The sequence below is a fragment of the Methylocella tundrae genome, assembly GCF_901905185.1.
Lineage (GTDB): Bacteria > Pseudomonadota > Alphaproteobacteria > Rhizobiales > Beijerinckiaceae > Methylocapsa > Methylocapsa tundrae.
On the sequence record NZ_CABFMQ020000120.1, the window covers coordinates 96,804 to 121,875 of the forward strand.

18 protein-coding genes are annotated in these 25,072 nt (G+C 63.2%); 6 read left to right on the forward strand and 12 right to left on the reverse strand.

Annotated features, from left to right (window positions below):
- Positions 1–27: 27 nt before the first annotated feature.
- The 3 genes from MPC4_RS17695 to MPC4_RS17705 are packed head-to-tail and all read right to left on the reverse strand — an operon-like array spanning position 28 to position 3,086.
- The gene (locus MPC4_RS17695) at positions 28–1,152 is read right to left on the reverse strand and encodes an ABC-type transport auxiliary lipoprotein family protein (protein ID WP_174513686.1); all 1,125 of its coding nucleotides are present in this window, start codon (positions 1,150–1,152) and stop codon (positions 28–30) included.
- Between the two features lie 11 nt (positions 1,153–1,163).
- A complete protein-coding gene (locus MPC4_RS17700) occupies positions 1,164–1,955 on the reverse strand; it encodes an ABC transporter ATP-binding protein (RefSeq protein ID WP_174513687.1) in 792 nt (263 codons plus the stop codon).
- 3 nt (positions 1,956–1,958) lie between these two features.
- Complete coding sequence (locus MPC4_RS17705) at positions 1,959–3,086, reverse strand: ABC transporter permease (protein WP_174513688.1); 1,128 nt, start codon at positions 3,084–3,086, stop codon at positions 1,959–1,961.
- 527 nt (positions 3,087–3,613) lie between these two features.
- Between MPC4_RS17705 and MPC4_RS17710 the strand changes: the two genes are divergently transcribed.
- Both MPC4_RS17710 and MPC4_RS17715 read left to right on the forward strand, forming a co-directional pair.
- Complete coding sequence (locus MPC4_RS17710; protein WP_174513689.1) at positions 3,614–5,659, forward strand: NAD(+) synthase; 2,046 nt, start codon at positions 3,614–3,616, stop codon at positions 5,657–5,659.
- A gap of 30 nt (positions 5,660–5,689) precedes the next feature.
- Entirely contained in the window at positions 5,690–6,718 is a 1,029-nt protein-coding gene (locus MPC4_RS17715; RefSeq protein ID WP_244629093.1) for a ribose-phosphate diphosphokinase, read from the forward strand.
- Here the strand turns inward: MPC4_RS17715 and MPC4_RS17720 are convergent.
- Entirely contained in the window at positions 6,696–7,757 is a 1,062-nt protein-coding gene (locus tag MPC4_RS17720) for a hypothetical protein (RefSeq protein WP_174513690.1), read from the reverse strand. The two genes, MPC4_RS17715 and MPC4_RS17720, sit on opposite strands and share 23 nt — an antisense overlap.
- A gap of 397 nt (positions 7,758–8,154) precedes the next feature.
- Here MPC4_RS17720 and MPC4_RS17725 point away from each other — a divergent pair, with 397 nt between their 5' ends.
- On the forward strand, positions 8,155–8,820 hold the full coding sequence (locus MPC4_RS17725) for a dienelactone hydrolase family protein (RefSeq protein WP_244629094.1): 666 nt from the start codon (positions 8,155–8,157) through the stop codon (positions 8,818–8,820).
- 69 nt (positions 8,821–8,889) lie between these two features.
- On the opposite strand, the gene pqqC is transcribed toward MPC4_RS17725, so the two are convergent.
- On the reverse strand, positions 8,890–9,654 hold the full coding sequence (gene pqqC / locus MPC4_RS17730) for a pyrroloquinoline-quinone synthase PqqC (RefSeq protein WP_244629095.1): 765 nt from the start codon (positions 9,652–9,654) through the stop codon (positions 8,890–8,892).
- A gap of 392 nt (positions 9,655–10,046) precedes the next feature.
- On the opposite strand from pqqC, the gene MPC4_RS17735 reads away from it, so the two are divergent.
- A complete protein-coding gene (locus MPC4_RS17735; protein WP_174513692.1) occupies positions 10,047–12,197 on the forward strand; it encodes an alkaline phosphatase family protein in 2,151 nt (716 codons plus the stop codon).
- A gap of 153 nt (positions 12,198–12,350) precedes the next feature.
- Here the strand turns inward: MPC4_RS17735 and MPC4_RS17740 are convergent, their stop codons facing one another.
- The gene (locus tag MPC4_RS17740; RefSeq protein WP_174513693.1) at positions 12,351–13,250 is read right to left on the reverse strand and encodes a LysR family transcriptional regulator; all 900 of its coding nucleotides are present in this window, start codon (positions 13,248–13,250) and stop codon (positions 12,351–12,353) included.
- 111 nt (positions 13,251–13,361) lie between these two features.
- Between MPC4_RS17740 and MPC4_RS17745 the strand changes: the two genes are divergently transcribed.
- The gene (locus tag MPC4_RS17745; protein ID WP_174513694.1) at positions 13,362–14,228 is read left to right on the forward strand and encodes an NmrA family NAD(P)-binding protein; all 867 of its coding nucleotides are present in this window, start codon (positions 13,362–13,364) and stop codon (positions 14,226–14,228) included.
- A gap of 9 nt (positions 14,229–14,237) precedes the next feature.
- Here the strand turns inward: MPC4_RS17745 and MPC4_RS17750 are convergent, their stop codons facing one another.
- The 6 genes from MPC4_RS17750 to MPC4_RS17775 all read right to left on the reverse strand — a co-directional run bounded on the left by MPC4_RS17750 (position 14,238) and on the right by MPC4_RS17775 (position 24,071).
- A complete protein-coding gene (locus tag MPC4_RS17750; protein WP_174513695.1) occupies positions 14,238–15,821 on the reverse strand; it encodes a PEP/pyruvate-binding domain-containing protein in 1,584 nt (527 codons plus the stop codon).
- Positions 15,814–17,709, reverse strand: a complete 1,896-nt coding sequence (locus MPC4_RS17755; protein WP_174513696.1) for a DUF47 domain-containing protein — start codon at positions 17,707–17,709, stop codon at positions 15,814–15,816. Before MPC4_RS17755 ends, MPC4_RS17750 begins: the two co-directional genes overlap by 8 nt.
- 256 nt (positions 17,710–17,965) lie before the next feature.
- The gene (locus MPC4_RS17760; protein WP_174513697.1) at positions 17,966–18,712 is read right to left on the reverse strand and encodes an enoyl-CoA hydratase-related protein; all 747 of its coding nucleotides are present in this window, start codon (positions 18,710–18,712) and stop codon (positions 17,966–17,968) included.
- A 70-nt stretch (positions 18,713–18,782) separates the two neighbouring features.
- The gene (locus MPC4_RS17765; RefSeq protein ID WP_174513698.1) at positions 18,783–20,576 is read right to left on the reverse strand and encodes an acyl-CoA dehydrogenase C-terminal domain-containing protein; all 1,794 of its coding nucleotides are present in this window, start codon (positions 20,574–20,576) and stop codon (positions 18,783–18,785) included.
- A 37-nt stretch (positions 20,577–20,613) separates the two neighbouring features.
- Positions 20,614–22,935, reverse strand: a complete 2,322-nt coding sequence (locus tag MPC4_RS17770) for a 3-hydroxyacyl-CoA dehydrogenase/enoyl-CoA hydratase family protein (RefSeq protein WP_174513699.1) — start codon at positions 22,933–22,935, stop codon at positions 20,614–20,616.
- Positions 22,935–24,071: a thiolase family protein gene (locus MPC4_RS17775; protein ID WP_174513700.1), complete on the reverse strand. Its 1,137-nt coding sequence runs from the start codon at positions 24,069–24,071 to the stop codon at positions 22,935–22,937. The genes MPC4_RS17770 and MPC4_RS17775 overlap by 1 nt, the downstream gene beginning before the upstream one ends.
- A 302-nt stretch (positions 24,072–24,373) precedes the next feature.
- Here MPC4_RS17775 and MPC4_RS17780 point away from each other — a divergent pair, with 302 nt between their 5' ends.
- Positions 24,374–25,021, forward strand: coding sequence for a TetR/AcrR family transcriptional regulator (locus MPC4_RS17780; protein WP_174513701.1), 648 nt, complete (start codon positions 24,374–24,376; stop codon positions 25,019–25,021).
- The last annotated feature ends 51 nt before the right edge of the window (positions 25,022–25,072 follow it).

Consider the following 25,072-nt stretch of genomic DNA (forward strand, 5'->3'; position numbering starts at 1 on the left):
CCGCAAGGCCCGCCGCCGGGGAGTAGATCACACGGATTTCGACGTCCAGGCCACGAGATCTGTGACGGCTTTGCCGAAAGCCTGATTGAGCGCCGCGGCGATCTCGGGCGTCTGCGTTCCGGTCGCCGGCGCAGTCGCATGAAACACCTGCGCGCTGACGATATGGCCATTGTCCGCCACGATCTTCGCGGAAAATGCGACATCCGCCGTCGGATCGGGGGTGTTTATGATTGCGAAATTCCTCAGGTCGAGCACGAGCTGATAATTGTGGCTCACCCCCTCGACCGAGGCCGCGACGGCGGCGGAAAAGCCGGCATTCTCGAAGCTCTGGATGACCTTCTCCTGGATGAGCTTGGGCAGCGTGTCGCTCCATTGCGCGTCGCCAAGTATGGAGATTTCGCCATCGCTCGCGCGGCCGAGCATGCGCTGCGTCTGGAGAGCATTGACGGCGGTCGGCTCGGCGACGACGAACTGGGCGCGCGGGGCGTGGATTGAACTTGGAAACGTGCTCGGAGCCGTCAAATCATAGACCGGCTTCGCTTTTTCCGTCGCTGCGCCAGCGGTCATGCGTTCGAGGCCCGCCATGATCGCATCGATGCGATTCGAGTTACGGCCGAGGGCCTCCGAAAAGGTTTTCAGATTATCCATTGTGCTCTTCATAGAGTCGGAATTATCCCCGAGAATCTTGTCCAGGCGCTGAAGCGCCTCACGCGCGGCCTGCGTCAGATCCTGGGTCGCGCTGCGGTCGGCGACGAGAACGGGCGGCTCAGCATCGGAGGCGGTCAGCAATGGAGACGTCGACGCGCCGCCGCTGAGGGCAATCGCCGGGCTTCCCATCAAACCCCGCGACTCGACGCTGACCTTGGTATCGGCGCGCATAGGCGTCCCGCTCGCCACGGCGATCGTCGCCGTGACGCGGCGGGGATCACTAGAGTCGAGCTGCAGACTGGTCACTTCGCCGACGCGAATGCCATTGAACTGAACGGCGGAGCCGGTCTGCAGGCCGGACGTCGGGCCCTCGAAGCGGATCCGGTAAACGACTCCTTTGGCGAGCCCTCCATTATTGTTCAACCAATAGACGAAGCCGAAGCCGGCCGCGATGGCGGCAAGCGCGAATAGTCCGACCAATATGTAGCGGGCTCGTGTTTCCATCGCTTGTCGCCTCAGCTTGCAGGATGATTGAACGCATGCGTTGTCTCGCGCGCGCGCTTGCCTTGAAAATACGCCTTCACCCACGGGTGTTCGCAGGCGAGCATGGCGGCGATCGGCCCTTCGGCGATCACCTTGCCGTCGACGAGCGCCGCGACGCGATCGCAAACCGCAAAGAGGCTGTCGAGATCGTGCGTGACCATGAACACGGTCAAGCCGAGCGTCTGCTGCAGTGTCTTGATCAGCGTGTCGAAATCGCCGGCCGAGATGGGATCAAGCCCCGATGTCGGCTCATCAAGGAACACGATCTCGGGATCGAGGGCGAGCGCGCGCGCCAGCGCGACTCGCTTGGTCATGCCGCCCGAGAGCTCGGCAGGATATTTTTCGGCGTCGTCCGCATTGATGCCGACCATGCCGAGCTTCGCCATCGCGACCTCGGTCTGCAACTTTTGCGATAGTTTCAGATATTCCCGCATGGGGAATTCGACGTTCTGACGCACGGTCAGCGAGGAGAACAAGGCGCCCTGCTGGAACAGAACGCCCCAGCGGCGTTCGATGGCGCGCATCGCCTCGAAACTCGCCGTGTCGCGATCGGCGCCAAGCACAACGATCGTGCCGGAACGTTTGGGCAGCAAGCCGATGATGGTGCGAAGCAGGACGGATTTGCCTCCTCCCGACGCGCCGACAACGCCGAGGATCTCGCCCCGGCGCACATCAAGCGACAGGTGGTCGAGCACGATATGATCGCCGAATCCGACGACGAGCTCGCGCACGCCTATCACGACCGGACTTTGCGCTGGGTCCATTGCCTACATCCCGATCGAGGCGAAGAATATAGCGAAGAAACCATCGAGTACGATAACGAGGAAAATCGATTTCACGACGGAGGTCGTGGTCCGCAGCCCGAGGGATTCGGCGCTGCCCTTCACGAGCAGGCCCTCGGCGCAGGCGACGACGCCAATGACGAGCGCCATGAACGGCGCCTTGATGATGCCCACCTCGAAATGAGTGATCGAGACCGCCTCTTTCAGCCGCGAGATGTAGATCGAGGGGCTCATGCCGCCATAGAGCCAGGCGACCACTCCGCCCCCGTAAAGAGCGGCCATCGAGCCGAGAAAAGTCAGGATCGGCAAGGCGATGACGAGAGCGATGACGCGCGGCAGGAGGAGCACTTCGACGGGGTCGAGCCCCATAGTCCGCAAGGCGTCGATCTCCTCGCGCATTTTCATCGAACCGATTTCGGCTGTATAGGAGCTGCCCGAACGGCCCGCCACCATAATTGCGACGATCAGCACGCCGAGTTCGCGCAGCACCAGAATGCCAACGAGGTCGACGGTGTAATCTTCGGCGGCGAATTTGCGGAAATGGAAGAAGCCCTGCTGGGCGATGATCCCGCCAATCAGAAAGGTGATCAAAAAGATGATCGGCACGGCCCGCAGGCCGACGCGGTCGAGCTGATTCACCACGGACGTCAGGCGAAACGTCCGCGGGCGCACCAGAATGCGGATAAGCGCATCGCCGAGCGCTCCAAGCATGGCGATGAAGGTCACGAAGTCCTGGCCAATCGCGAGAGTGGCCCGGCCGGCGGCTTCGAAGATCGCGAATCGCGTGTCCTTTTTCGCCGGAGCCGCGGGTGCGGCGGCGATGCGATCGATCTCCAGCAGCAATCCGCGAAACTGGTCCGACACGCCGACCATCCGCGCTTGCTTGCCGCTTGCTCTGTAGCTGCGGAGCAGCCGCTCCATGAGACAGGCTCCGAAAGTGTCGATTTCGCGAACGCCATGGATGTCTAAGGACAGGCTGCCAGCGCTCGCGCCGGCAATGACCTTCTCGACCAGCGGTTCGAGCGCGCCCGCATGAGCGGCGGTCCATGGACCGGAAGCGACGACCTCGAGGCTGGCGCCATGCAACGCGGCCTGCAATGGTTCAGATGGCACGCTTTCTCTCCCTGTCAATGAGATCCTTGAAGCAAAGTCGCGGCAAAGGCCTCGGGTCAAGGCGATGAAGCCTCGAGAAAGGTTACTTTGATCGCCCGGTCCCGTCTTCTCTTTCGCTTGTAGCCTGTTCGCTTGTAGCCTGTTCGCTTGTAGCCTGCCGAGTTTGAACAAAAAATGTTTTACAGCGCCGCGAATAAAATCCCGTCATGGCCGTTTGGACCAAACGGCAGCCTGGCGGACCACGCGAAAACGGCGCTCCGATCCGGGAAGGCCCGCGAGGTCTTCGCTGGCTTGCTCCATCAAACGGAAAAACCAGGGCGCGGAAAAACCCGGGCGGAGGCGCCATCGAGATCTCTCGCGCTTCCGTCGGCGTCGCGCCCGCAGAAGGCGAGGGGGCGGCCTTTTGAGGCGGCTGTCAGACCTTCCGACACCGCGGCGACGGCGCGCTCGATTCGCCGGCGCTCCGGTTCCGATGGTATAGAGAATGGACGCCATATCGCGAGAGCTGCTGGAGCCAATTGCGGGCGATGACCGGATTTACCTCTCTCTACAGCCATGAGTTCATCCGCATCGCGGCCTGCGTGCCGCCGGCGGAGGTCGCCGATCCCGATTTCGCAGCCGAGCAAGCCCTTCGCCTCGCCGCGGAGGGAGACGCGGCGAAAACCGCTGTCATGGTGTTTCCGGAACTCGGGCTCTCATCTTACGCGATTGATGATCTTCTGTTTCAGGATGCGCTCCTCGACGCCGTCGAGAGAGCCGTCGCGCGGATCGCCGACGCCTCGCGCCATCTCTATCCCGTGCTGGTCATCGGAGCGCCGCTGCGATGCGAGGGGCGTCTCTACAACGCGGCGCTCGTGATTCACCGCGGCGCCATCCTTGGCGTCGTGCCGAAGAGCTATCTGCCCAACTACCGCGAATTCTACGAGCGCCGCTATTTCACAGCCGGGGCGGGCGTCACCGGGGGGCGCCTGTCGGTCGCGGGCCGCGAGGCGCCTTTCGGCGTCGATCTCCTGTTTCGTTCGTCGGGGTCGGCGCCTTTCACCTTTCACGTCGAGATCTGTGAAGACGTCTGGGTCCCCCTGCCGCCCTCGACGCGCGCCGCGCTCGCCGGGGCTGAGGTGCTCTTGAACCTTTCCGCGAGCAACATCACCATCGGCAAGGCGGACGCGAGGCGCCTTTTGTGCGCCAGTCAATCCGCCCGAGCCATCGCGGCCTATGCCTATTCGGCGGCGGGGCCTGGGGAATCCACCACCGACCTCGCCTGGGATGGTCATGCCGCGATTTTCGAATGTGGCGACCTCCTCGCCGAAACACAGCGGTTTCCGCGCGGGCCCGCGCTCGCTATCGGGGACGTCGATCTCGGTCGGCTCCGCCAGGAGCGCATGCGCGTCAACAGCTTTGGCGATTGCAAGAGCGCAGAGCTAAGGCAGGCGCCGCCGTTCCGGACGCTCTCGTTCAGGCTCGATGCGCCCGACACGTCCGTGGCGCTTCGGCGGACGATCGAACGCTTCCCCTTCGTGCCGTCGGACCCCTCGCGGCTGCGCGAGGATTGCTATGAGGCCTATAACATTCAGGTTCAGGGCCTCGCCAGGCGCCTTGCCTCCACGGGGATTGAGCGCGCCGTCATCGGGGTCTCGGGGGGCCTTGATTCCACGCAGGCGCTGATCGTCGCCGCCCGCGCCATGGATTTGCTCGGGCGCGAGCGGAAAAACGTGCTGGCCTATACGCTGCCCGGCTTCGCCACATCGGAGGAGACAAAGGCCAACGCTTTGGCGTTGATGCGCGCGCTCGGAGTGACTGGCGGGGAAATCGACATCCGCCCCGCTGCAAAGCAGATGCTGGCGGACCTCCGCCATCCTTTCGCGCGCGGCGAGGCGGTCTATGACGTCACATTCGAGAACGTTCAGGCCGGCCTGCGCACGGATTATCTGTTCCGCCTCGCCAACCAGAACCGCGGGCTCGTCGTCGGCACCGGCGATCTGTCGGAACTTGCGCTCGGCTGGTGCACCTATGGCGTCGGCGATCATATGTCCCACTACAACGTCAACGCCTCGGTCGCCAAAACGCTGATCCAGCATCTGATCCGCTTCGTCGCGGCGTCGGGCGAGGTGAGCGAAGAGACGGTTCGCGTACTGCGCGCCATCCTCGCGACCGAGATTTCTCCCGAACTTGTGCCGCCGACCAGCGGCGTCGCGCTGCAGTCGACGCAACAGATCGTCGGACCCTACGCCCTGCAGGACTTCAATCTTTTCTATCTGACGCGCTACGGCTTTCGGCCTTCCAAAATCGCCTTTCTTTCCGATCACGCATGGAGCGATGCGGAACGCGGGGCCTGGCCTGTCGATCTGCCGGCCGGCGATCGCCGCGCCTATTCGCGCGCCGAGATCAGGCATTGGCTCGAGGTTTTTATCCGGCGCTTCTTCGCCAACCAGTTTAAACGGTCGACGCTGCCGAATGGGCCGAAGATTTCTTCGGGGGGTTCGCTGTCGCCGCGCGGCGATTGGCGAGCGCCCTCCGACGCGCAGGCCAAAGCGTGGCTCGCGGAGCTCGATGAAAATGTTCCGAGGGCATAGGCGCCGCCCGCCGCAAAGGACATCCAGCCGATGACGGAACCGCACATGTGGTCGCCCTCTCTCATTCGACCGGTCGCCGGTGACCGGCTGCGCCTGTTCGCTCTGAAGGGAACCGAAGAGCTCGGTCAGGCGATTGGCCGGCGCCTCGATTGGCCGCTGGCCCGGCATGAGGAGCGCGATTTCGAGGACGGCGAACACAAGACCAGGCCGCTCGACGCGGTTTGCGGCGCCGACGTCTACGTCGCGCACAGCCTTCATGGCGGCCCGGGGCAAAGCGCCAACGACAAGCTATGCCGGCTCCTTTTCTTCATCGGCGCGCTGAAGGACGCCGGCGCCGCCCGCGTAACGGCTGTGGTTCCCTATCTCTGTTATGCGCGCAAAGACCGGCGCACCAAGCCAAATGATCCCGTCACGACCCGCTACGTCGCCGCCTTGTTCGAGTCGGTGGGCGCCGACGCGATCGTCGCGCTCGAGGTCCACAATGAGGCCGCCTTCGAGAACGCTTTTCGCTGCAGGGCCGTCGCGTTGACGGCGGCGCCGCTGCTGATCGAGGCGATCAAGGCCCTCGTCGAAGACGAGCCCCTGTGCATCATCTCGCCGGACCTCGGGGGCGGCAAACGGGCTGATCTGCTCCGCGAAGCGCTGGAGGCGTCCACGGGCCGACAGGTCGGCAAGGCATTTGCGGAAAAGCGCCGCAGCGCCGGCGTCGTCTCCGGCGACCTTTTCGTCGGCGACGTCGCGGGCGCCGCCTGCATCATCGTAGATGATCTCGTGAGCACCGGCGGAACGCTCGTGCGGGCGGCCCGCGCCGCGCGCGATCGCGGGGCGCGGCGGATCATCGCCTGCGTCACGCATGGTCTCTTCATGCCCGGCGCCGAGAAGGCGCTTGCCGATCCGGCCATTGAGCGAATCATCGCGACGGATACGGTCCCGCCGTTCCGGCTAGCCGCGGGGCCTGTCCGCGATAAGCTCGTCATTGTATCCGCTGCGCCGCTGCTGGCGGAAGCAATCCGGCGGCTCCACGAAGGCGAGCCGCTCACCGATCTCCTGGTGTTCTGAGGAGCCGGTCCAGCCTTGCCGCGTCGGCCGCCGCGAGACGAAGATAGTCGCGGGCCCGGCGCGGCCATTTTTCAGGCGTGCGCGGCTTCGGATCGAGTAGATGGGCGATGGCGAGACGGGCGCGCAGCATGGCGCGACGGCTGCGATAGAAGAGAAACAGTCCGCTCAAAGGGTCATCGTCCAGCAACCGCGCCAAACGCCGCTGGATGCGCTCGCCCACCCATTCGGCGCCGAGACGCTCGCATTCGAGATCGAGAAAGGCGATCTCGTCAAGAGGATCGAGCGCCCTTAGCCGAGCCGAGAATTCAAGACAGTCTATCATGATCGGCGGTTCGCCGAGCCAGATGTGTTCGGGCCGGAGATCGCCATGCGCATCGACAAGCCGCCGGGCGCGCACCCGCTCGATCAGCAGATCGGAGCGCTGCGTGAGGAAACGCCGCTGCGCCCGTAGAATCCGCCTCACGCAGCCCTGGGGAAGGCCAAAGCGCATGTCAAGCAGCACCCGCGCGTCATAGGCAAGCGCGTTGTTCCACTCCGCAAGACAGATCTCCGGCAGAAGGTAGATCCGTCGCGCATGACGGTAGAACGTCTCGAGCGCCGCCGCGATCTGATCCACCTGCGCGGGGAAGAGGCGGCGGTCGAGCAAGGCCGCCTCGAGGTTGGCGCTGTCATCAAGCCGACGCATGACCACGAGCCAATCTGAAACAGGCCCTTCACCGCCAATAGCGAAACCCGACGCGGAAGCCGTAAGCGGAACGACGTCGAGATACACATCCGGAGCGAGCCGGCGATTTAATGAAAATTCGGCGCGGCAGGCGCCGGCGCGTTGTTCCAGCGTCGAGAAGTCGAGATAGGGAAAGCGGACGGGCTTCTTGAGCTTATAGACGCGTTCGCCAGCCATGAATACAAAAGACATATGCGTCTCGCGGACGGCGACGTTCTTCACGCCGGGCGCATAGCTGTCCGGCCGGCTGAGAAACCGCACCTTGTCATCAAGCGTCGCCACGCCGCCGCAAGGCGAGGCTCGGTCGTCCCGCATCGACGAGTCCCACATTGACATAGGCTACCCGGATTGCCGCAGTTGCGCTTGATTCCGATCAATGGCTGTTTTTCAGGCTGGAGAACACTGTCCGTTCGACCAAAGCGGCAGGTGTCATGCGCTTTCCTGCCAGTCGGAAAGCCAGCCGTCGCCCGGTCCAGCCCTTGGCCGGGGGCGGATCGCCGCCGCGTCACGCTCGAGCTACGAGATGTTTTTGCACGGGAGTCGCATTGTTGGCCAGCCGAAAACATCGTTCGCGTTGAGCGAAATCAAGGATGCGGAGACGGATCGGGATTTCAATCGACGAGCTAGATCCTCGGCCGGCCGGGGACAAAATCGGGAGGTCTCAGTGGCCAGCCGAATACAAAGCGACAACAGTTCGCGGCGCGGTCGAGCGGTGAGCGTCCGTGATGTGCTTCTCCCGCCTCTCGGCCTCGCTGGCGCAGTGCGGCTTCCGTCTGACTCATACGGGCTCGTCGTATTTGCGCATGGAAGCGGCTCCAGCCGTTTCAGCCCTCGCAACGCGGCGGTCGCCGCCGCATTGAATGACGCAGGCTTCGGGACCCTTCTGTTTGACCTTCTCATGCCCGACGAGGAGATCGATCGCCGTAACGTGTTCGATATCGGGCTGTTGGCTGATCGTCTGATAGACGCGATCCATTGGATCGATGAGAACGCCGCGCTCAGCGGGCTGCCGCTTGGCCTGTTCGGCGCCAGCACCGGAGCCGCCGCGGCTCTGGTCGCGGCCGCGCGGCTCGGCGACAGGGTCGAGGCCGTCGTATCGCGGGGCGGGCGCCCCGATCTTGCTGACGCCGCGCTCGAATTGGTGCGCGCGCCGACATTGCTGATCGTTGGAGGCGATGACGATGTCGTTCTCGAACTGAATCAACAGGCCCTGGCGAAACTAAAGGCGCCAAAGGCTCTGCAGATTGTGCCCGGGGCAACTCATCTTTTCCCGGAGCCGGGCGCGCTTGAAGCCGTCATCGAGCATGCCACGCGCTGGTTCCTTGTCCATCTCGGCCATCGCGTCGAACCGCCGTCATTCGGCGCCCGACCGGTCTAACACCGGGCGGAAGCCGGGGCGCGAATTGCCATCAATGCGCCTCGCGCCGGCTACAATCCCTCATTTGAACTAGAGGGACGCCGGAACGAAAGCGCCGGGCGGGATCAAGCCGGGCGTCACATAGGCATGGTTCAAAACATCGAGCTGAGCCCAGAGCACATCGCATTTGAAACGTACGGCGTCGACGCAGGCTTCCTGCTCCTCGCGCGTCCTCGCGTTTGCTTTGACATAGGCCAGCGCGAATTCCGAATCACGGGGCGCTTGCGTCAGCCGCCTCTTGAAATAAGCCATGACGTGATCGCTGATGAAGTCGTAATTTTCCAGCATGCCCGCAATGCGTTCGCGATGGATCGAGGGCGCAAAGAGCTCCGAAAGCGAGGAGGCGACCGCGACGACGAGCGGCTGCTCGCGCACGAAGCGCACATAGGATTCGACGATATGGCGGGTCGCTGGCAAAGCTCCCTGCCGCGAGGTTACATATTTGCGGTCGAGTCCGAGGCCATCGGTCAGAATGAGCCAGCGTTCGATTCCGCCCGGCTCCTCGCCGAGGCCGTCGTGATCATGGATGCGGCTGATCCACTCTCGCCGCAGATCACGGTCGTGCACGCGGCTCATGAAGGCGGCGTCCTTGCGCGGAACGGCCTCCTGATAGCAATAGCGATTAAGCGCCCAGGCCTGAACCTGACCCTTGTTCAGCTTGCCGCCGTGCAGCAGCTTATGAAACACATGCTTGTCGTGATAGCGCTCTGTTCCGACGGCGCGGATCGCAGCCTCGAATTCGTTTGGGCCCATCAGCTCGGATGCCGCCAATGGCGGCGCCTTCATCTCGTTCATATCATAGCCTCCCTCATCTGTGACGACCTACCGCCCGTCACTTTGCTTGGACCCATAGGCGAATTGTCCGGTTCGTCCTCCGACAGCGGGGCCCAACGGATCGTCGGCGTCCATTTCGCATTTCGGACAGACGTTCTTCCCCAATTCTTTTCGCGCGAACTCTAACGGGGCGGACACGGGAGGAAATTGAGCCAGATCAAGCTTCAGGCGCCATCACAGCAGCGGGGTTAGCTTCCCGATCCAAGGCTTTCCGGGAGCGCCTGATGATGTTTAAAGCCTCTGCTCTCAATTTCGTTACCGAAACCATGTCGAAGTGTCACCTAAACGAAATTGTCGGGCTCTAGGTTCCGCCGCGCGGCGGGAGCGTCCTTGCCGCGCAAAGGGGGTACTAAATGCGAACCACGAGCTCGAATCGGAAAAGTCTAAAAGACAGGTTGCTGTCCTGTGTCGCGATCGGCGTCATTATCGGCAATACGGTAGCTCCGATCGCCACGGCGTCTGCGCAAGAGGGCCGGTCGGAAGAGGGCCGGCACGAAGAAGGGCGCACTGCGACGCCCATCAAACATGTGATCATCATTCTCGGCGAGAACCGCAGCTTCGATCATATCTTCGCCACCTACAAGCCCGTGCACAAGGGTGAGAGCATTTCGAATCTGCTCTCGAAAGGCATCGTCAATGCGGACGGAACGCCTGGCCCGAACTATGGCGAGGCCCTGCAGTCCCGCGGATTCGACACCACGCGATACCAGCTGACGCCGTCCAAAACGGCTTACTCGGTTCTGCCTCCCGCCTTGGTCGGCGGCCCATCGACGCCAGCGCTGTGCGCGGCTTTGGGCGTGACCAGCGGCACATCATGCGACACCCCCGCCAATGAGGCTGTCGCCAAGACTGTCGAGAACGGTCTGCCTGACGATTATTACAAATATCTGCTGACCGGCGGCACCGGCCAAACGAGCAAAACGCCCGACAAACGCATCTCCTACGCCGGCCGGGACGCGACGCATCTGCCGCCTGGACCATACCAGCTGACGTCGAAGACGTACCCGTACGACGCCTACGCAGCGAGCCCGGTGCATCGTTTCTATCAGATGTGGCAACAGCTCGATTGCGACGCCTCCGCTGCGACCGAGCATAACAGCTCGGGTTGCCGCTCCGATCTGTTCCCTTGGGTGGAGACGTCCGTCGGCGCCGGATCAAATGGCGCCGCGCCGCCGGCCGGCTTCAACGAGTCATCGACGGGCGAAGGCTCGACCTCGATGGGATTCTTCAATGTTCAGCAAGGCGATGCGCCGTACTTCAAGGAACTCGCCGATACCTATTCGATGAGCGACAATTATCATCAGGCTGTTAACGGCGGCACGGGCGCCAATCACGTCATGTTCGGCGCCGGCGATGCAATCTGGTTCAGCGATGGCGCAGGCAACCCCGCCGTGCCGCCACATAACCCGGTCAATCCGGCGGCTCCCGGCACGCCTCTGCCTGGCTACGCAAGCGCACTGAGCGAAATCGAAAATCCGAACCCACGGCCCGGCACCAACAATTACTATACAGAGGACGGCTACGGCGGCGGCTCCGGATCTCCCACCGCGGTTGCTCCGAACGCCAACCACGGCGGCGGCTCCTACGTCAATTGCTCCGACGCGACTCAGCCGGGCGTTCCGGCTGTGCTGAATTACCTCCATTCGCTGAGCCACAAGATCGCGTCCGGCTGCGAGACCGGGCATTACTATCTGCTCAACAACTATAACCCCGGCTACTTCGGCGACGGCAGCAATGCCTACACCGACGCCAATGCCAACAACACTGTTTTCACGCTCCCTCCGTCGAACCTGCGCACCATCGGCGATTCTCTCAATGAGAGGCAGATCTCCTGGGCCTATTACGGGGATGATTGGAACCGGTATCTCAATGACAAATACGAGAAGAACGCCGAGGACATCTATTGCAACATCTGCAATTGGGCACAGTACTCGACTTCGATCATGACCAACCCTGCGGTTCGCACGGAGCATCTGAAGGACACGACTGATCTTTACGCAAGCATCGCTGCTGGCAAGCTGCCGGCTGTTTCATATGTCAAGCCGAGCGGCCTGCTCGACGGTCATCCGGGTTCCTCCAAACTCAATCTGTACGAAGGCTTCGTCAAAAAGATTGTCGACGGCGTCAAGGCCAATCCCAAGCTGTGGGCTGAAACGGCGATTCTCGTGACCTTCGACGAAGGCGGCGGATATTGGGACTCGGGCTACGTCCAGCCGCTCGACTTCTTCGGCGACGGCACGCGCACCCCGATGATCGTCGTGTCGCCGTACAGCAGAGGCGGCCACATCTCGCATACCTATGCGGATCACGCCTCGACGCTCAAGTTCATCGAAGCGAACTGGGGCCTCAAGCCGATCACTCGGCGCAGCCGGGACAATTTCCCGAACCCGCGCACCGAGTCTGATCCTTATGTCCCGGTCAACTCTCCTGCTATCGGCGATATGATGGATCTGTTCAACTTCGACCATGACCATGACCACGACCATGACCGTGACCATCATTAAAATCTCGATCATTTGACCCCCCTGCCGCGCACGCGCGGCAGGCCTTTACCTATCGAGACGCCGGTTTCGGAAATGGAAACCGGCGTCTATCGGCTTTGATGTCATGGCGTCTGGGGGCGGCGCTCACCGAGCGAGGCAATGTTGGCGCCGGCGCTAATGGAGGGTCTGCAGCACAAAATCGATGAACGCCTTGACCTTCGCCGACGGATGGCGTTTCGACGGATACAACGCGTAGAGCGGAAACAGTTCTCCCGACCACTCGGGGAATAATTCGATCAGGCGGCCTTGATGAAGCAATTCGTCGGCCCCCATCGCCATAACCTGAGCGACCCCTGCGCCCGCGGCGCATGCCTTGAGCAGAGCGCCGACGTCGTTGAGCAACAGGCGTCCGGTCGTCTTCACTGGCAAGACCTTACGGCCCTTATGAAACTCCCAATCGAAAGGCCGCGCGGTATGCGGATTGAGAAACTGAATGCAGGCGTGGCGAGCGAGCTCTATTGGACGTTTCGGTCGACCGTGGCGTGCGAGGTAGGCTGGCGCCGCCACGGTAAGAATCCTCGTTTCGAGAACTTTACGCGAAACCAGTGAAGATGTCGGGGGCTCTCCGAAGCGCATGGCGACGTCGATGCCATCGGCGACCAGATCGCCGATGCGGTCGCGGGTGATGAGTTCGAGCGAGAGGTCCGGATAGCGGTCAAGGAACACGCCGAGGCGCTCGGCGAGAACGAGCCGGGAAAAGAATGGATCGAGATTGACGCGCAGCCGGCCGCGCACGGCGCTCAAAGATCCCGACGCGTCAACCGCCGCTTCTTCGATGCCAGCCAGCATCGGGCCAACCTGTTCGTAGAAACGGCGGCCTTCATCGCTGAGTGTCAATGATCTCGTGGTTCTGTCGATCAGGCGCACGCCGACGCGCGATTCAAGCCGCGACACCGCGCGGCTGACGCCTGAGGCGCTCATCCCCAGCGCTTCGGCGGCGCGAACGAAGCTGCCGCCTTCGACGACAGCGGCGAGAACACTGACGCCAGCCAGCAATCGTCCATCAAACGGCATGAAAGACTCATGATCTTTTGTCATGAATAATGTGACAAAGCGGCGCTTTTGTCAAAGCCTCCCGTCGCGATAAGACTGCGCCAAGCAAGACCTGGAGGGCTGAGATCCATCATGTACGTCATCACCGGAATCACAGGTCAGGTCGGGGGCGCCCTCGCACGGACGCTGCTGGGCGCCGGACGGCCCGTGCGCGCTGTCGTGCGCGACGCCGGGAAGGGAGCGGCGTGGGCTGAGCGCGGATGCGACGTCGCGCTCGCCGATCTCAACGACGCGGCGGCGTTGGCTTCCGCCTTCAAGGGCGCGCAAGGCGTCTTTGTCATGGCTCCGCCGATATTCGATCCAGCGCCTGGTTTTCCAGAGGCGCGGGCGCTCTTTGCCGCGCTTCGAACTGCGCTTGAAAGGGCGCGTCCGCCGAAGGCCGTATGCCTATCGACGATCGGGGCGCAGGCGAGCCAGCCGAACCTCCTCAATCAACTTGGCCTCATGGAGCAGCAACTCGGCGCTCTGCCGCTGCCGATCGCTTTTTTGCGTGCTGGATGGTTCATGGAGAATTCGGCCTGGGACATTGCGCCGGCGCGGGAGACAGGCGTCATCCAGAGTTTCCTTCAGCCCCTCGACAAGCCCGCGCCGATGGTCGCGACGGCAGATGTCGGTCGCCTCGCTGCCGAGCTGCTTCAGGAGACATGGACGGGCAAGCGGATTATCGAACTCGAAGGGCCGCGCCGCATCGCGCCGGACGAGATCGCGACGCTCTTCTCAAAGGCCCTCGGCCGCGCGGTGCGAATGGAAGCCGTCCCTCGCGAGACCTGGGCGGATTTGTTTACGACGCAAGGGATGAAAAACCCGCTCCCGCGTATGCAGATGCTGGACGGCTTCAACGAGGGCTGGATCGAATTCGAAGGCGGCGAAAGTGGCTCTGTCAAGGGCCGGATCGAATTTGACACAGTGCTGAAAGGCCTCCTGGGGCAAGGGGCTTAGGCGAATGCCCTATGCCGCCGCGGCGCGGCGCCAGTCGGCGATCGCCGCAAGGGCCCGCTCGGGGCGCTCGGTCAAGGGCGCGAGCCGTCCAGGGTAAACAGCGCCGGAATTGCCGTCGAGCGACAAAAAATCTCCCTCGTTCAACAGCGTTCCACCGATCCGGCATTGGCGGCGCTCCATATCGATCTCGAGCCCGGGGCAGCCGACGAGACACACCTTGCCGAGCTGGCGCGCCACCACCGCCGCATGGGAGGTGCGCCCGCCAGAAGCAGTGAGAATGCCGGTGGCCAGCGCCATCCCCTCGATATCAGTCGTCGCCGTGTCCCGCCGAACAAGAATCGCGGGCGAGCCTTCCCCTGAAAGACGCTTTACCGCCTCGGAATCGAGCGCGATGGCGCCATTGGCGACGCCCATGCCCGCCGCAAGCGCTTCAGCCAATGAAGGAGGCAGCGGCGGCGCGAAGCTCGTGCGCGCGACGGCGTCGAGATCGACGCCCTCGATCCGGCGCAGCGCTTCGGCCGGCTTTATCAGCCCTTCCGCAACCATGTCGGCAGCAATCGTCAGCGCCGCCCAATCGGTCCGCTTGGCCCGGCGCGTCTGGAGCAGGAACAAAATACCGGACTGGAGCGTGAATTCAAAATCCTGCACATCGCCAAACAGCGATTCCAGCTCGCCGCAGATGTCGTTCAGCCGCGTCCAGACAGCAGGCAACCGCAAGCGCAGTCGCTCATTGTCGCGCAGCTTCTGGCGCCCCGCCACGACGTCCTCGCCCTGCCCATTGAACTGGAAGTCGTAATAGAATTCCCGCGCGCCGGTGGCGGGGTTGCGGGTAAAGCCAACGCCCGAGCCCGATGCGCCGCCGGCGTTGCCAAAGACCATGGTTTGCACTGTCACCGCCGTGCCGCCGGCGTCGCTGATGCCGTTCAAACGACGGTAGCTTTGCGCTTTCGGCGCATCCCAAGAGCGAAACACCGCCGCTGCGGCGCTCATGAGCTGCTCCTTTGGATCCGGCGGAAACGCAGAGCCTGTGAGCGAGCCGTAGCGCTCCAGCATCGCCAGCGTCAGATCCCGCAGGCTCCGATGATCGAGTTCACGTTCGGTCTCGGCTCCCGCGCGCTCCATCGCCTCGGCGACCAGCGCGTCGAAGGGCGCGGTCGGCAAATTCGCCACGACCTCCGCATAGCCCTGCACCAGACGGCGGTAACTGTCCCAGGCGAGGCGTGGATTGCCGGTCAGGCGGATGAGGCCTTCGACTGTTTCCGCGTTGAGACCGACGTCGAGAACGGTCTCCATCATGCCCGGCATGGACACGGCGGCGCCTGAGCGGACGGAGACGAGCAAAGGCCGCCGTCCGCCAAAGCTGAGGCCGCTTGCGGCTTCAAGCCGGGCGACGCCCTCCGTCAGCGCAAGGCGCAAGGCTGCTTCATCGTCCGGCGCCACGCGTCCGCGCCAACTCGTCGGCAGCACGAAAGCGGGCGGCACGGGAAGACCCGCCTGTGCGAGGCGCATCAGATTCCAGGCCTTGTTGCCGACTTCCTCTGCGCCGCCAGGCGCGAGGGGAGCGCCCGGAAGAATCGGATAATAGTCAGGCATCAATCACATCCTCGAGCATATGTTCGTGCAGGATCAGGCTGGCGTACTTCAACGCGTCAGCCGCCTCCTCCAGCCTTTCGCCGATCGACGTGAACAGGTGCAACTGGCGGAAGTCGCTTGCATGCTGCAGGGCGCTCGCGGCCAGCGCGCGCTCGGCGTCGTCGGCCTGATGCTCGATCGCGGCGACGCGGTCGATCGCGGTCAAGAAATCCTCCGTCTCGGCATGGCTCGCGGCGCGGCCAATTTGCGTTGCGTGGCCGAGAGCCTTGATCCATTCCTGCGCGCCTTCGACCAAAAGGTCGGCGAGGATCTGCAGCGCATCCACAGCCTTGCCTTCGAGAACGCGAAGCCCGAGGAGCGAGGCGGCGTCCTCGAGCTGGTCCGCTGCGTCGTCCGCCGCCTCCAGCAGGCGCAGGAAGACCGCGTAATCTGGACGGCGAGCCACCGCCACGCGCGTCTCCACGACTTTGCCATCCGCGTCATGCTCATACTGCCGCGCGCGCCGCGCGCGTTTCGCCGCGCCATGGGGCTCGGCTTGCAGTCCGTCGCGAACGAGGCTGGCTATTTCAAAAATGAGGCCAGCGTGGTCGGCGGCGAGACGCAATAGCTGCTGCTCCTCGTTGCTGAAATGAGTCCCAAGGGTCACGCGGATTCGATCATGGATCAAGGCCCGGGACTGGCCGGTCAGAAGACCCTCCGTCGACGCCTGGAAGACGAAGCGCAAGAAATCCAGCGTCTCCGCGTCTCCCAGCACGTCGCAGAGACGGTCGCCGAAATGCATCGAGGAACCCGCTGCGGCCTCGATCGCCTGATTGACCAGGCGCGCGCCGCCAAGCTCCAGAAAGCCGCGATGACCCATCTCGGTTTCCGCCGCCCAGCTTAATAGGGCAAGACGATCCGGCCCGCGCAAAAAACCGCGCAATTGTTTGCGCGCACGGTTCCAGTCGATGAGGAACACGAGGCGCGAACCCAGGAATTCGAGATAGGAGCGAGCGCCCGCTTCATCGAGCGCTTCGATGCGTCCCGTCGCGAGATAGAACGCCGAACCGGCGGCCAATACGTCGGTGCGCTGCTGCTCCCACGCCACCTTGCGGGGCTTCAGCATGTCCTGGAAGAAAGCGAGCCGCTCGGGGTGCACGTCCGTGTAGGTGACGCTGACTTTGAGCCCCTCTACATGGATGACGATTACATGCGCGTCTGTCGTGCCGATGTCATTTTGGATGATCAGCCGCGCGCCGGCGCGCGTGGCGGTCGTCGCGAGCCCAGGATGGGCGAATTTCAGCTTAGCGGTGCGATTGAGTCCCGCCATGAACGCCGACACCAACGGGCGGTCGGCTTCGGCGAGATTATAGGCGGCTGCGCCGTCCAAATTCTCCTCCGCCAGTGCGGCCTGCATGGCGTTCAGCCGTTTATGCAGATCCATGACGAGGCGATGCAGGCTGTCGGCGCGGTCGTGGCCCGCCTGCGTCATGGCGGATATGGCGCCCGGATCGACAAGATCGTTCTCCGCCGCGGGCATTGCCGCGAGCAATTGATCGAGCCGCGCCGCGAAGTCGGCGGCCTTTTCGGCGAGGACCGGCGCGGCCATCACGCGCATGTCGTCCGCGATGCGCGCGAGGAGCCTCCCGGCGCCGGGCGCCCGGCGCAGTTTGCCTTCCCTGCGCGCTCTCGCAACCATGACGTCGAGATCGGGATCGTCGACGCCGCAGGCGATGCGCTCCCGCTTCAGCGTCGGCGCCGGCTGCTCTGGATGTTCCGCATGGGCCAACGCCATCTGCAACAGGGAAAACGCGTATTTCACCCGGTCATTGGCCGCGAGCGCCGCATTGAGGCGCGCCGCGGGCCGCAGTTCGCTTTCGCCGATCGCGGCTAGAATCTGCGTCTTCATCTAGGCTCCTGTTTTGCGACGATACAGTCATGATCGAGGCGCGGGCGCGCCGCCTTGAGCTAAGTCAAGAAACAGCAAAACCAGCCTGGCGGCAAATGCGGGAATATCATCTCGCCGTTAAATCCTTTGAACGACAATCTTTGTCGTAAAACTGTCATCAACTTCATCAAGCCAAGTTTAAACTAGGATAGACTTGCAAACAAACGCAAATCCGCTCCGGAGCCCACACCGTAAAACCTTCCCCCGAACGCGAAGCTCATCTGGCGAAAAAAGCCGCGAACGCCGCCTGAGCCGCCGGGCTGCGGCGCAAGGCCTCGAAGCTCTGAGCTTCCGCTTCAAGCGTCTCGGCCACATTTAGAGCGAAGCTTCGCTTCAGGAGATTTCTGGTCGCCGCGACGGCCTCCCACGGCAGCGCCGCGAGCGCCTTCGCCTTGGCCAGCGCCACGGACAGGGCCTCGCCATCATCCGTTTGCGCGTTGATGAGGCCGGCCTCGGCCGCGGTCTGCGCCGTGAAAGGCTCGCCAAGCAGCAGCAATTCCGCCGCGCGCTTGGCTCCGGCAAGTCTTGGCAGGAGATAGCTCGACGCTCCTTCGGGGCAGAGGCCGAGCGGAACGAAGGGAAGGCGAAATTGCGCGCCGCGCCCGGCATAGGCGAGGTCGCAATGGAGCAGCAACGTCGCGCCAATGCCGATTGCGAAACCTTCCACCGCCGCGACGACGGGTTTTGAAAAGGTCGAAAGCATCTTGAGAAAATCGAGCGCAACGAACGTCTCGCCCGCGTCCGTCGAAATCTGGAAGTCGGCGAGGTCATTGCCGCTGGTGAAGCACAAGCCAGCGCCGGTGAGCGCGATCACGCGGATTGATGCGTCATCGCGCGCGGACGCCAAGGCGGCGGCAAGCGCCACATAGGTCGCCTTGTCCAAGGCGTTGCGGCGTCCCGGGCGCGACATGGTGAGCAGGCGAACCCCGTCGTCCGGGTCGCAGACCAGAACGGAGTCTATCATCGCCGCGGCTCCTGTCCTTGACGCTCCGCAGCCGCAGCCGCAGCCGTCCGCGCCCCAGCAAGGGCGTTGTTCAAAACGCCGCTTCCTCGAACGCCATCATTGACGCGCCGCCGGCCATGATGGCCGAGAAGAGCGCGCTCGTTTGCGGAAGCAGGCGCTGCATATAGAAGCGCGCGGTGGCGACCTTGGCCGCGTAGAAGCCGTCGGGATCGTCGGCCTCCGTTTTGGCGAGGCTGATTTCGGCCATGCGGGTCCAGAGATAGGCGAGAGCCGTCAGGCCAAAGAGGCGCAGGTAGTCCGTTGCGGCCGCGCCCGCCTCTTCCGGATTGCGCAACCCCGCGCGGGCGACCTGAGCGGTCGCTTGCTGCAAACGGACGAAAGCCTTGCCAAGCGGCTGAACGAACTCGGCCAGCGCCTTGTCGTTCTGTTGCGTCTTAGCCTCGATATAGGCGGATACGGGGTGGAAGAAGCGGCGCAGCAGGCGTCCGGCGTCCGCCGGCAGCTTACGCCCGACGAGATCGAGCGCCTGCACGCCATTGGTGCCCTCGTAGATTTGCGCGATGCGGCAGTCGCGGACATATTGCTCCATGCCGTGCTCGCGGATGTAGCCGTGGCCGCCGAGAACCTGCATGCCGAGATTGGCCGCCTCCGAGCCGAGATCGGTAAGCAGCGCCTTGATCACCGGCGTCACCAGCGCGACGAAATCTTCCGCCTCCTTCCGCGCCTCTGGATCGGGATGGCGTTGCTGGAGATCAAGGTTCTTCGCCGCCCAGGCGGCCAAAGCGCGGCAGCCTTCGGCATAGGCGCGCTGGGTCAGAAGCATGCGCCGCACATCGGGATGCACAATGATCGGGTCGGCGGGTTTATCGGGATGCTTGGCGCCGCTCAGGGAGCGGCCCTGCAAGCGTTCGCGGGCGTAGGCGACGGCGCCCTGATAGGAGGCTTCGGCGACGCCAAGGCCCTGCATTCCGACCGCCAGACGCTCGGCGTTCATCATAGCGAACATCGCGCGCATGCCCTTGTGCGGCTCGCCGACGAGCCAGCCTTTCGCCTCGTCGAAGTTCATGACGCAGGTGGCCGAGGCCTTGATGCCCATTTTATGCTCGATCGCTCCACAGGCGACGCCATTGCGGGGGCCGAGCGAGCTATCGTCCTTGACGAGATATTTCGGCACAAGGAACAGGCTGATGCCTTTGATCCCCTTTGGCGCATCGGGCAGCCGGGCGAGCACCAGATAGATGATGTTCTCGGTGAGGTCGTGCTCGCCGGCCGAGATGAAGATTTTGGCGCCCGTGATCTTGTAGCTTCCGTCCGCTTCAGGGATGGCCCTTGTGCGCAAAAGGCCCAGATCAGTGCCGCACTGAGGCTCTGTCAGGCACATGGCGCCGGACCAAACGCCTTCGACCATTTTTGGAAGGTAGGTCTGTTTGAGTTCGTCCGAACCATAGTTGCTTAAGGAAACATAGGCGCCAGCGGTCAGGCCGGGATAGAGGCTGAACGAGAGGTTCGCCGAACAGATCATTTCAACGATCAGCGTATCGACAGCCTTCGGCAGACCCTGGCCGCCATAGGCGGGATCGCAGGCAATCGACGTCCAGCCGCCTTCGCGAAAAAGTCTGTAGGCTTCTGGAAAGCCCTTTGGCGTGCGCACCACGCCGTTTTCCAACGTGCAGCCTTCTTCGTCCCCGGTGCGGTTCAGGGGATGAAGAACCTCTTCGCAGAGTTTGGCCGCTTCTTCCAGGATGGGATCGATGAGATCGCGGGTGAATTCTTCGTAGCCCGGAAGGCTGGCGAGTTCGTCTCCGTCCATGAGTTCGAAGAGGACGAAGCGCATGTCGCGCAGGGGAGCCTTGTAGCTGGCCATGTTGGACGTTTCCTACTCGCTCTTTTGACGCATGATCTCAGTTCCGCAAAGGCTTGCCGGTCGTCAGCATGTGCTCGATCCGGGCGAGCGTGTCTGGATGGCGAATCAGGCGCATGAAATTTGCCCTCTCGAGTTTCAGCAGGGCGTCTTCGTCGGCCGGGAGCATCATATCGGTGTCGCCGCCGGAGAGCACATCGGCCAAAGCGGTGGAGACGACAACGTCGTGTCGCGTCGCCTTGCCGAGCCGGGCGAGGCTCTCCACCGCCATTTTGAGCGCGGCCTTGGCGCTGCGGCCCGGAAGGTTCAGAGTTTGCGGGGCAGGGGGCGCGTAGCCGGCGGCGAGCTTCAGTGCTTTGGCCTTGGCGTCGGCAAGCAGGCGATACCGGTTCATCGTAACGCCGTCGGCGGATTTCAGGTATAACAGTTCCTTCGCCTCGGCCGCCGATTTGGCGACGCTCGCCATGCCGATGATCTCGAAAACGCGGGAGATCGGCGGCATCGGGCCTTTCGGCAGGCGGCCGAGCGCAAACCAGCGCTGGAGCATTTCCTTGCAGCCGCCCCAGCCGGGAATGAGGCCGACGCCGACCTCGACGAGGCCCATATAGGTCTCGGCATGCGCCTGCACGGCGTCGCAGTTCAGCAAAATCTCGCAGCCGCCGCCGAGCGCCAGGCCGGAAGGCGCCCCAACCACCGGAAAGGGAGCATATTTCAGCATGCGGTAGACAGTCTGGCCCTGGGCCACGAGGTTCTCGATCTCGCTCCAGGCGGCGATGTTGGCGGCGAACAGGGCGAGCCCGAGATTGGCGCCGGCCGAGAAGTTCGAGCCCTCATTATAGATGACGAGCGCCTTATAATCCTTGGCGACCTGATGCACGGACCGCATCAAAAGGTCCAGAGTATCGGGGTCGATCGCATTCATCTTGGTCGTGAACTCGAAGCAGGCGACGCCGTCGCCGATGTCCCATAGCGCGGCGGAGCCATTCCGCAGGACCGGCTTGGCGGCCCGCTTTATGTCCTCCAGCATGATTACGCCCTCGGGGCGCAAGAGATCGTGATAGGCGCCGTCAAGGCCAAGCGCCTGCCGGCGCCCTTCATGGACGCGGTAGAACGGGCGGCCATCGGCGACGCCCAGCATGGCCGGAACAGCAAAGCCGCCTGCTTCGAGTTTGGCCGTGAACCATGCGCCGCCAAGCTGGTCGATCAGTTCGAAGGGACCAAACTTCCAATTATAGCCGAGCCGCATGGCTTCATCGATCGACTCGATCTCGTCGGCGGCGTCGCCGACCAGAGCCGCGGCATAGGCGAGCGTCTGGCCAAGCACGCGCCAGGCATAGCGGCCGTGCGTGCTGTCGTGATCGAGCAGGCGGACAAGGTCTTTTCCGCTTGCCGCGACCGCCTCCAACTCGGGCTTGCGGCTCGTTCGGAATTCGCCGGTCTTGAGGTCGATCGCCTCCTTCAGCTTCCCCTTTTCGTGATTCAGCCGGTAGAAGCCGCCCTTGCCTTTGCGCCCGGTATAGCCTTCGGCGATCAGTTTTGCGACCAGCGGAACCGGCGTATTCGCAGCATGGAACGGATCATCCTTGGGCAATGTCGCGGCGAGGCTCGCGGTGATATGCGGCATCAAGTCGAGGCCGACAAGATCCAGCAGGCCGAACACGCCCGTCTTCGGAATGCCCATAGGCCTTCCGATGATGGCGTCGACCTCCTCGACGTCGAGGCCGGATCGAAAAGCTTCCGTCACCGCCGTCTGCAGCCAATAGACGCCGAGCCGGTTGGCGATGAAGCCGGGGCGGTCCTTGCAGCGGACAATGCTCTTGCCGAGCATGACGTCGGCAAAGCGCGATACAGCCGCCAGAGCCTCGGGCTTCGACTTCTCGCCGCCGACCACTTCCAAAAGCCGCATATAGCGAGGCGGATTGAAGAAATGGGTGATGATGAAGCTCTCCGCGAAGCCCGCCGGCAGGCCTTCCACAAGGGTCGCGAGCGGGATCGTCGAGGTATTGGACGAGACCACGCCGCCGGGCTTGCGCGCCGCTTCGATCCTCGCGTAAAGCGCCTGCTTGACGTCGAGGCGCTCGATCACCGCTTCGATGATCCAGTCGCAATCGCCGAGGAGGTCGAGATTATCCTCGACGTTGCCCGTGGTCACGAACTTCGCCGCGGCCTTGCTCATGAAGGGCGCGGGATCGGCCTTGAGCAGCTTTTCCAACGCGCCTTCGGCGATGGCGCTGCGGTTTGGATTGTCTTTTGCGACGATGTCCAACAGCACGACAGGGACGCCCGCATTGGCGACATGGGCCGCTATGCTCGCGCCCATTACGCCGGCCCCGATGACCGCGACCTTTTTGATCTCCGTCATCATACCGCCTCGAGGATGGTGGCGATGCCCTGGCCGCCGCCGATGCACTGGGTGGCCAGCGCATATTTGCCTTTCTCGCGCTTGAGGAGCGAAGCCGCCTTGCCGACGAGACGCGCGCCCGTGGCGCCGAGCGGATGGCCGAGCGCGATGGCGCCGCCATCAATGTTCACCTGATCGGGCGAGAGCTTCAGCTCGCGGATACAGGCGATCGACTGCGAAGCGAAGGCCTCGTTTAATTCGACGACGTCAAGCTGGCTCACGTCGAGGCCGGCGCGGGCCAGCGCCTTCAGCGAGGCCCCGACCGGTCCTATCCCCATGATCTCCGGGGCGCAGCCGCAGACGGCGACAGACCTGATCGCGGCGAGAATTTCGAAATCGTGGCGTTTTGCATAGTCCTCCGAGCAGATCAGCAGGGCGGCCGCGCCGTCCGTCAGCGGCGAGGAGGTGCCGGCGGTTACGACGCCCTCGGCGCTGAAGGCAGGCTTGAGGGCGGCAAGGGCGTCAAGCGTGGTTTCAGTGCGGATGCAGCCGTCCTGCGTCACCGCGCCCTTCTTGCCTGTGATCGGTATGATCTCGTCCGCGAACCTGCCGGCCTCGCGCGCCGCCGCGGCGCGCTGCTGCGAACGCAGGGAGAACTCCTCCTGTTCGCGGCGGCCGATTTGCCATTTGGCGGCGACGTTCTCGGCCGTGTCGCCCATGCTGATATAGGCGCCGGGCATGGCTGCGGCCAAGTCTGGGTGCGGCAGGGGATTGAAGCCCATAATCGGCACGCGGCTCATGCTTTCGACGCCCGCGGCGATGAAGGCTTCACCCGCCTCCATCTTGATGGCGCCGGCGGCGATATGCACAGAACTCATGGAGGAGCCGCAGAAGCGGTTGATGGTGGCGGCGCCGAGCGAGTTCGGAAGACCCGCCAGGAGACTGACAAGACGCGCGAGATTGAGGCCCTGCTCGCCCTCTGGAAAGGCGCAGCCGAGCAGCAGATCCTCGATGTCGCCCGCCGCAACGCCGGATTTCGCGACAAGAGCGCGAATCACCTGCGCCGCCAGTTCGTCAGGCCGAACGGAGGCTAAATCCCCCTTCTTCGCAAGCGTGAACGGCGAGCGCGCATATCCGGCGACAACTGCCTTGGTCATCAAAAATTCTCCACCCGGTAATGGTTCCTGAGGGCAAGACTAGGTCATGATCCTCGCATAAGCGAATGGTCGGGCGTGTGACGCCCTTCAAAAGCTGGCGGCCGAAGGCAGGTTCGCCCTGGCAGGATAGCTCCCGCCAGTGACCCCAGCAACAGCTTTAAGAAGGTGACAATAATCACACGTTAAGCCGAGCTTCACGATTGATGTTTGGTCCATTCGCGGGCTGATCTCCCGTTGCAGCAATCCCCGATCAGAGTATATTTTGTTCGATGACTGAATTTCCAAAAGACGGGTTCAGTTCTATGCTGAACACAGCGTCGTCGCGGCAATATCGCGCCTCGGAGAAGAGAAAGCTCACGCGTGAGCAGAACTGCGCCGCGATCCAGGCCGCCGCATGGCGCGTGTTCTGCTCGATCGGCATGGACGCAGCGACGGTCCGCGACATCGTCAATCTGAGCGGCGTTTCTCCGGGGACATTCTATAATTACTTCCGCACTAAAGAGGCGATCTTCGAGGTCCTTTCGCAAAACCTCTTCGAGAAGATCCGGATTGAAACCAGACAGGCGGCGTCCGAAGCCACGAATGCGGAAGAGCTTCTGTTTCTGACATACCGGGCTTATCTCGATCTGCTGCAGTCGATCGACGGCGCCATGGCTTTCATCGGGCGCAACCAGCACAACGTACGCGCGCAGCTCTATCGTTCGACAACAATCCGCGGGCTTTCGGCGAATTTGGAAGAAGATCTCCGGCGCTTCATTCCCGCCTCGATCTTGTCTCAACACGATCTGATGCTGGCGTCTTCGATTATCATCGCCGCCGGCGCCGAAGCGGTTTTTCATGGCGGCCGGCCGCTGGCCATCAGCGCGCCAGAGCTGCACGAATTTTTGACAAAGTTCATGATGGGCGGGTTGAATGCGTGGCTGGTCCCCGCAAGCCAGCGGCCAGGCTGAAGCGCGCTTCGCTATCCCTCTTCACGCCGCCTGCGGGTCGTCCGCGCGGTC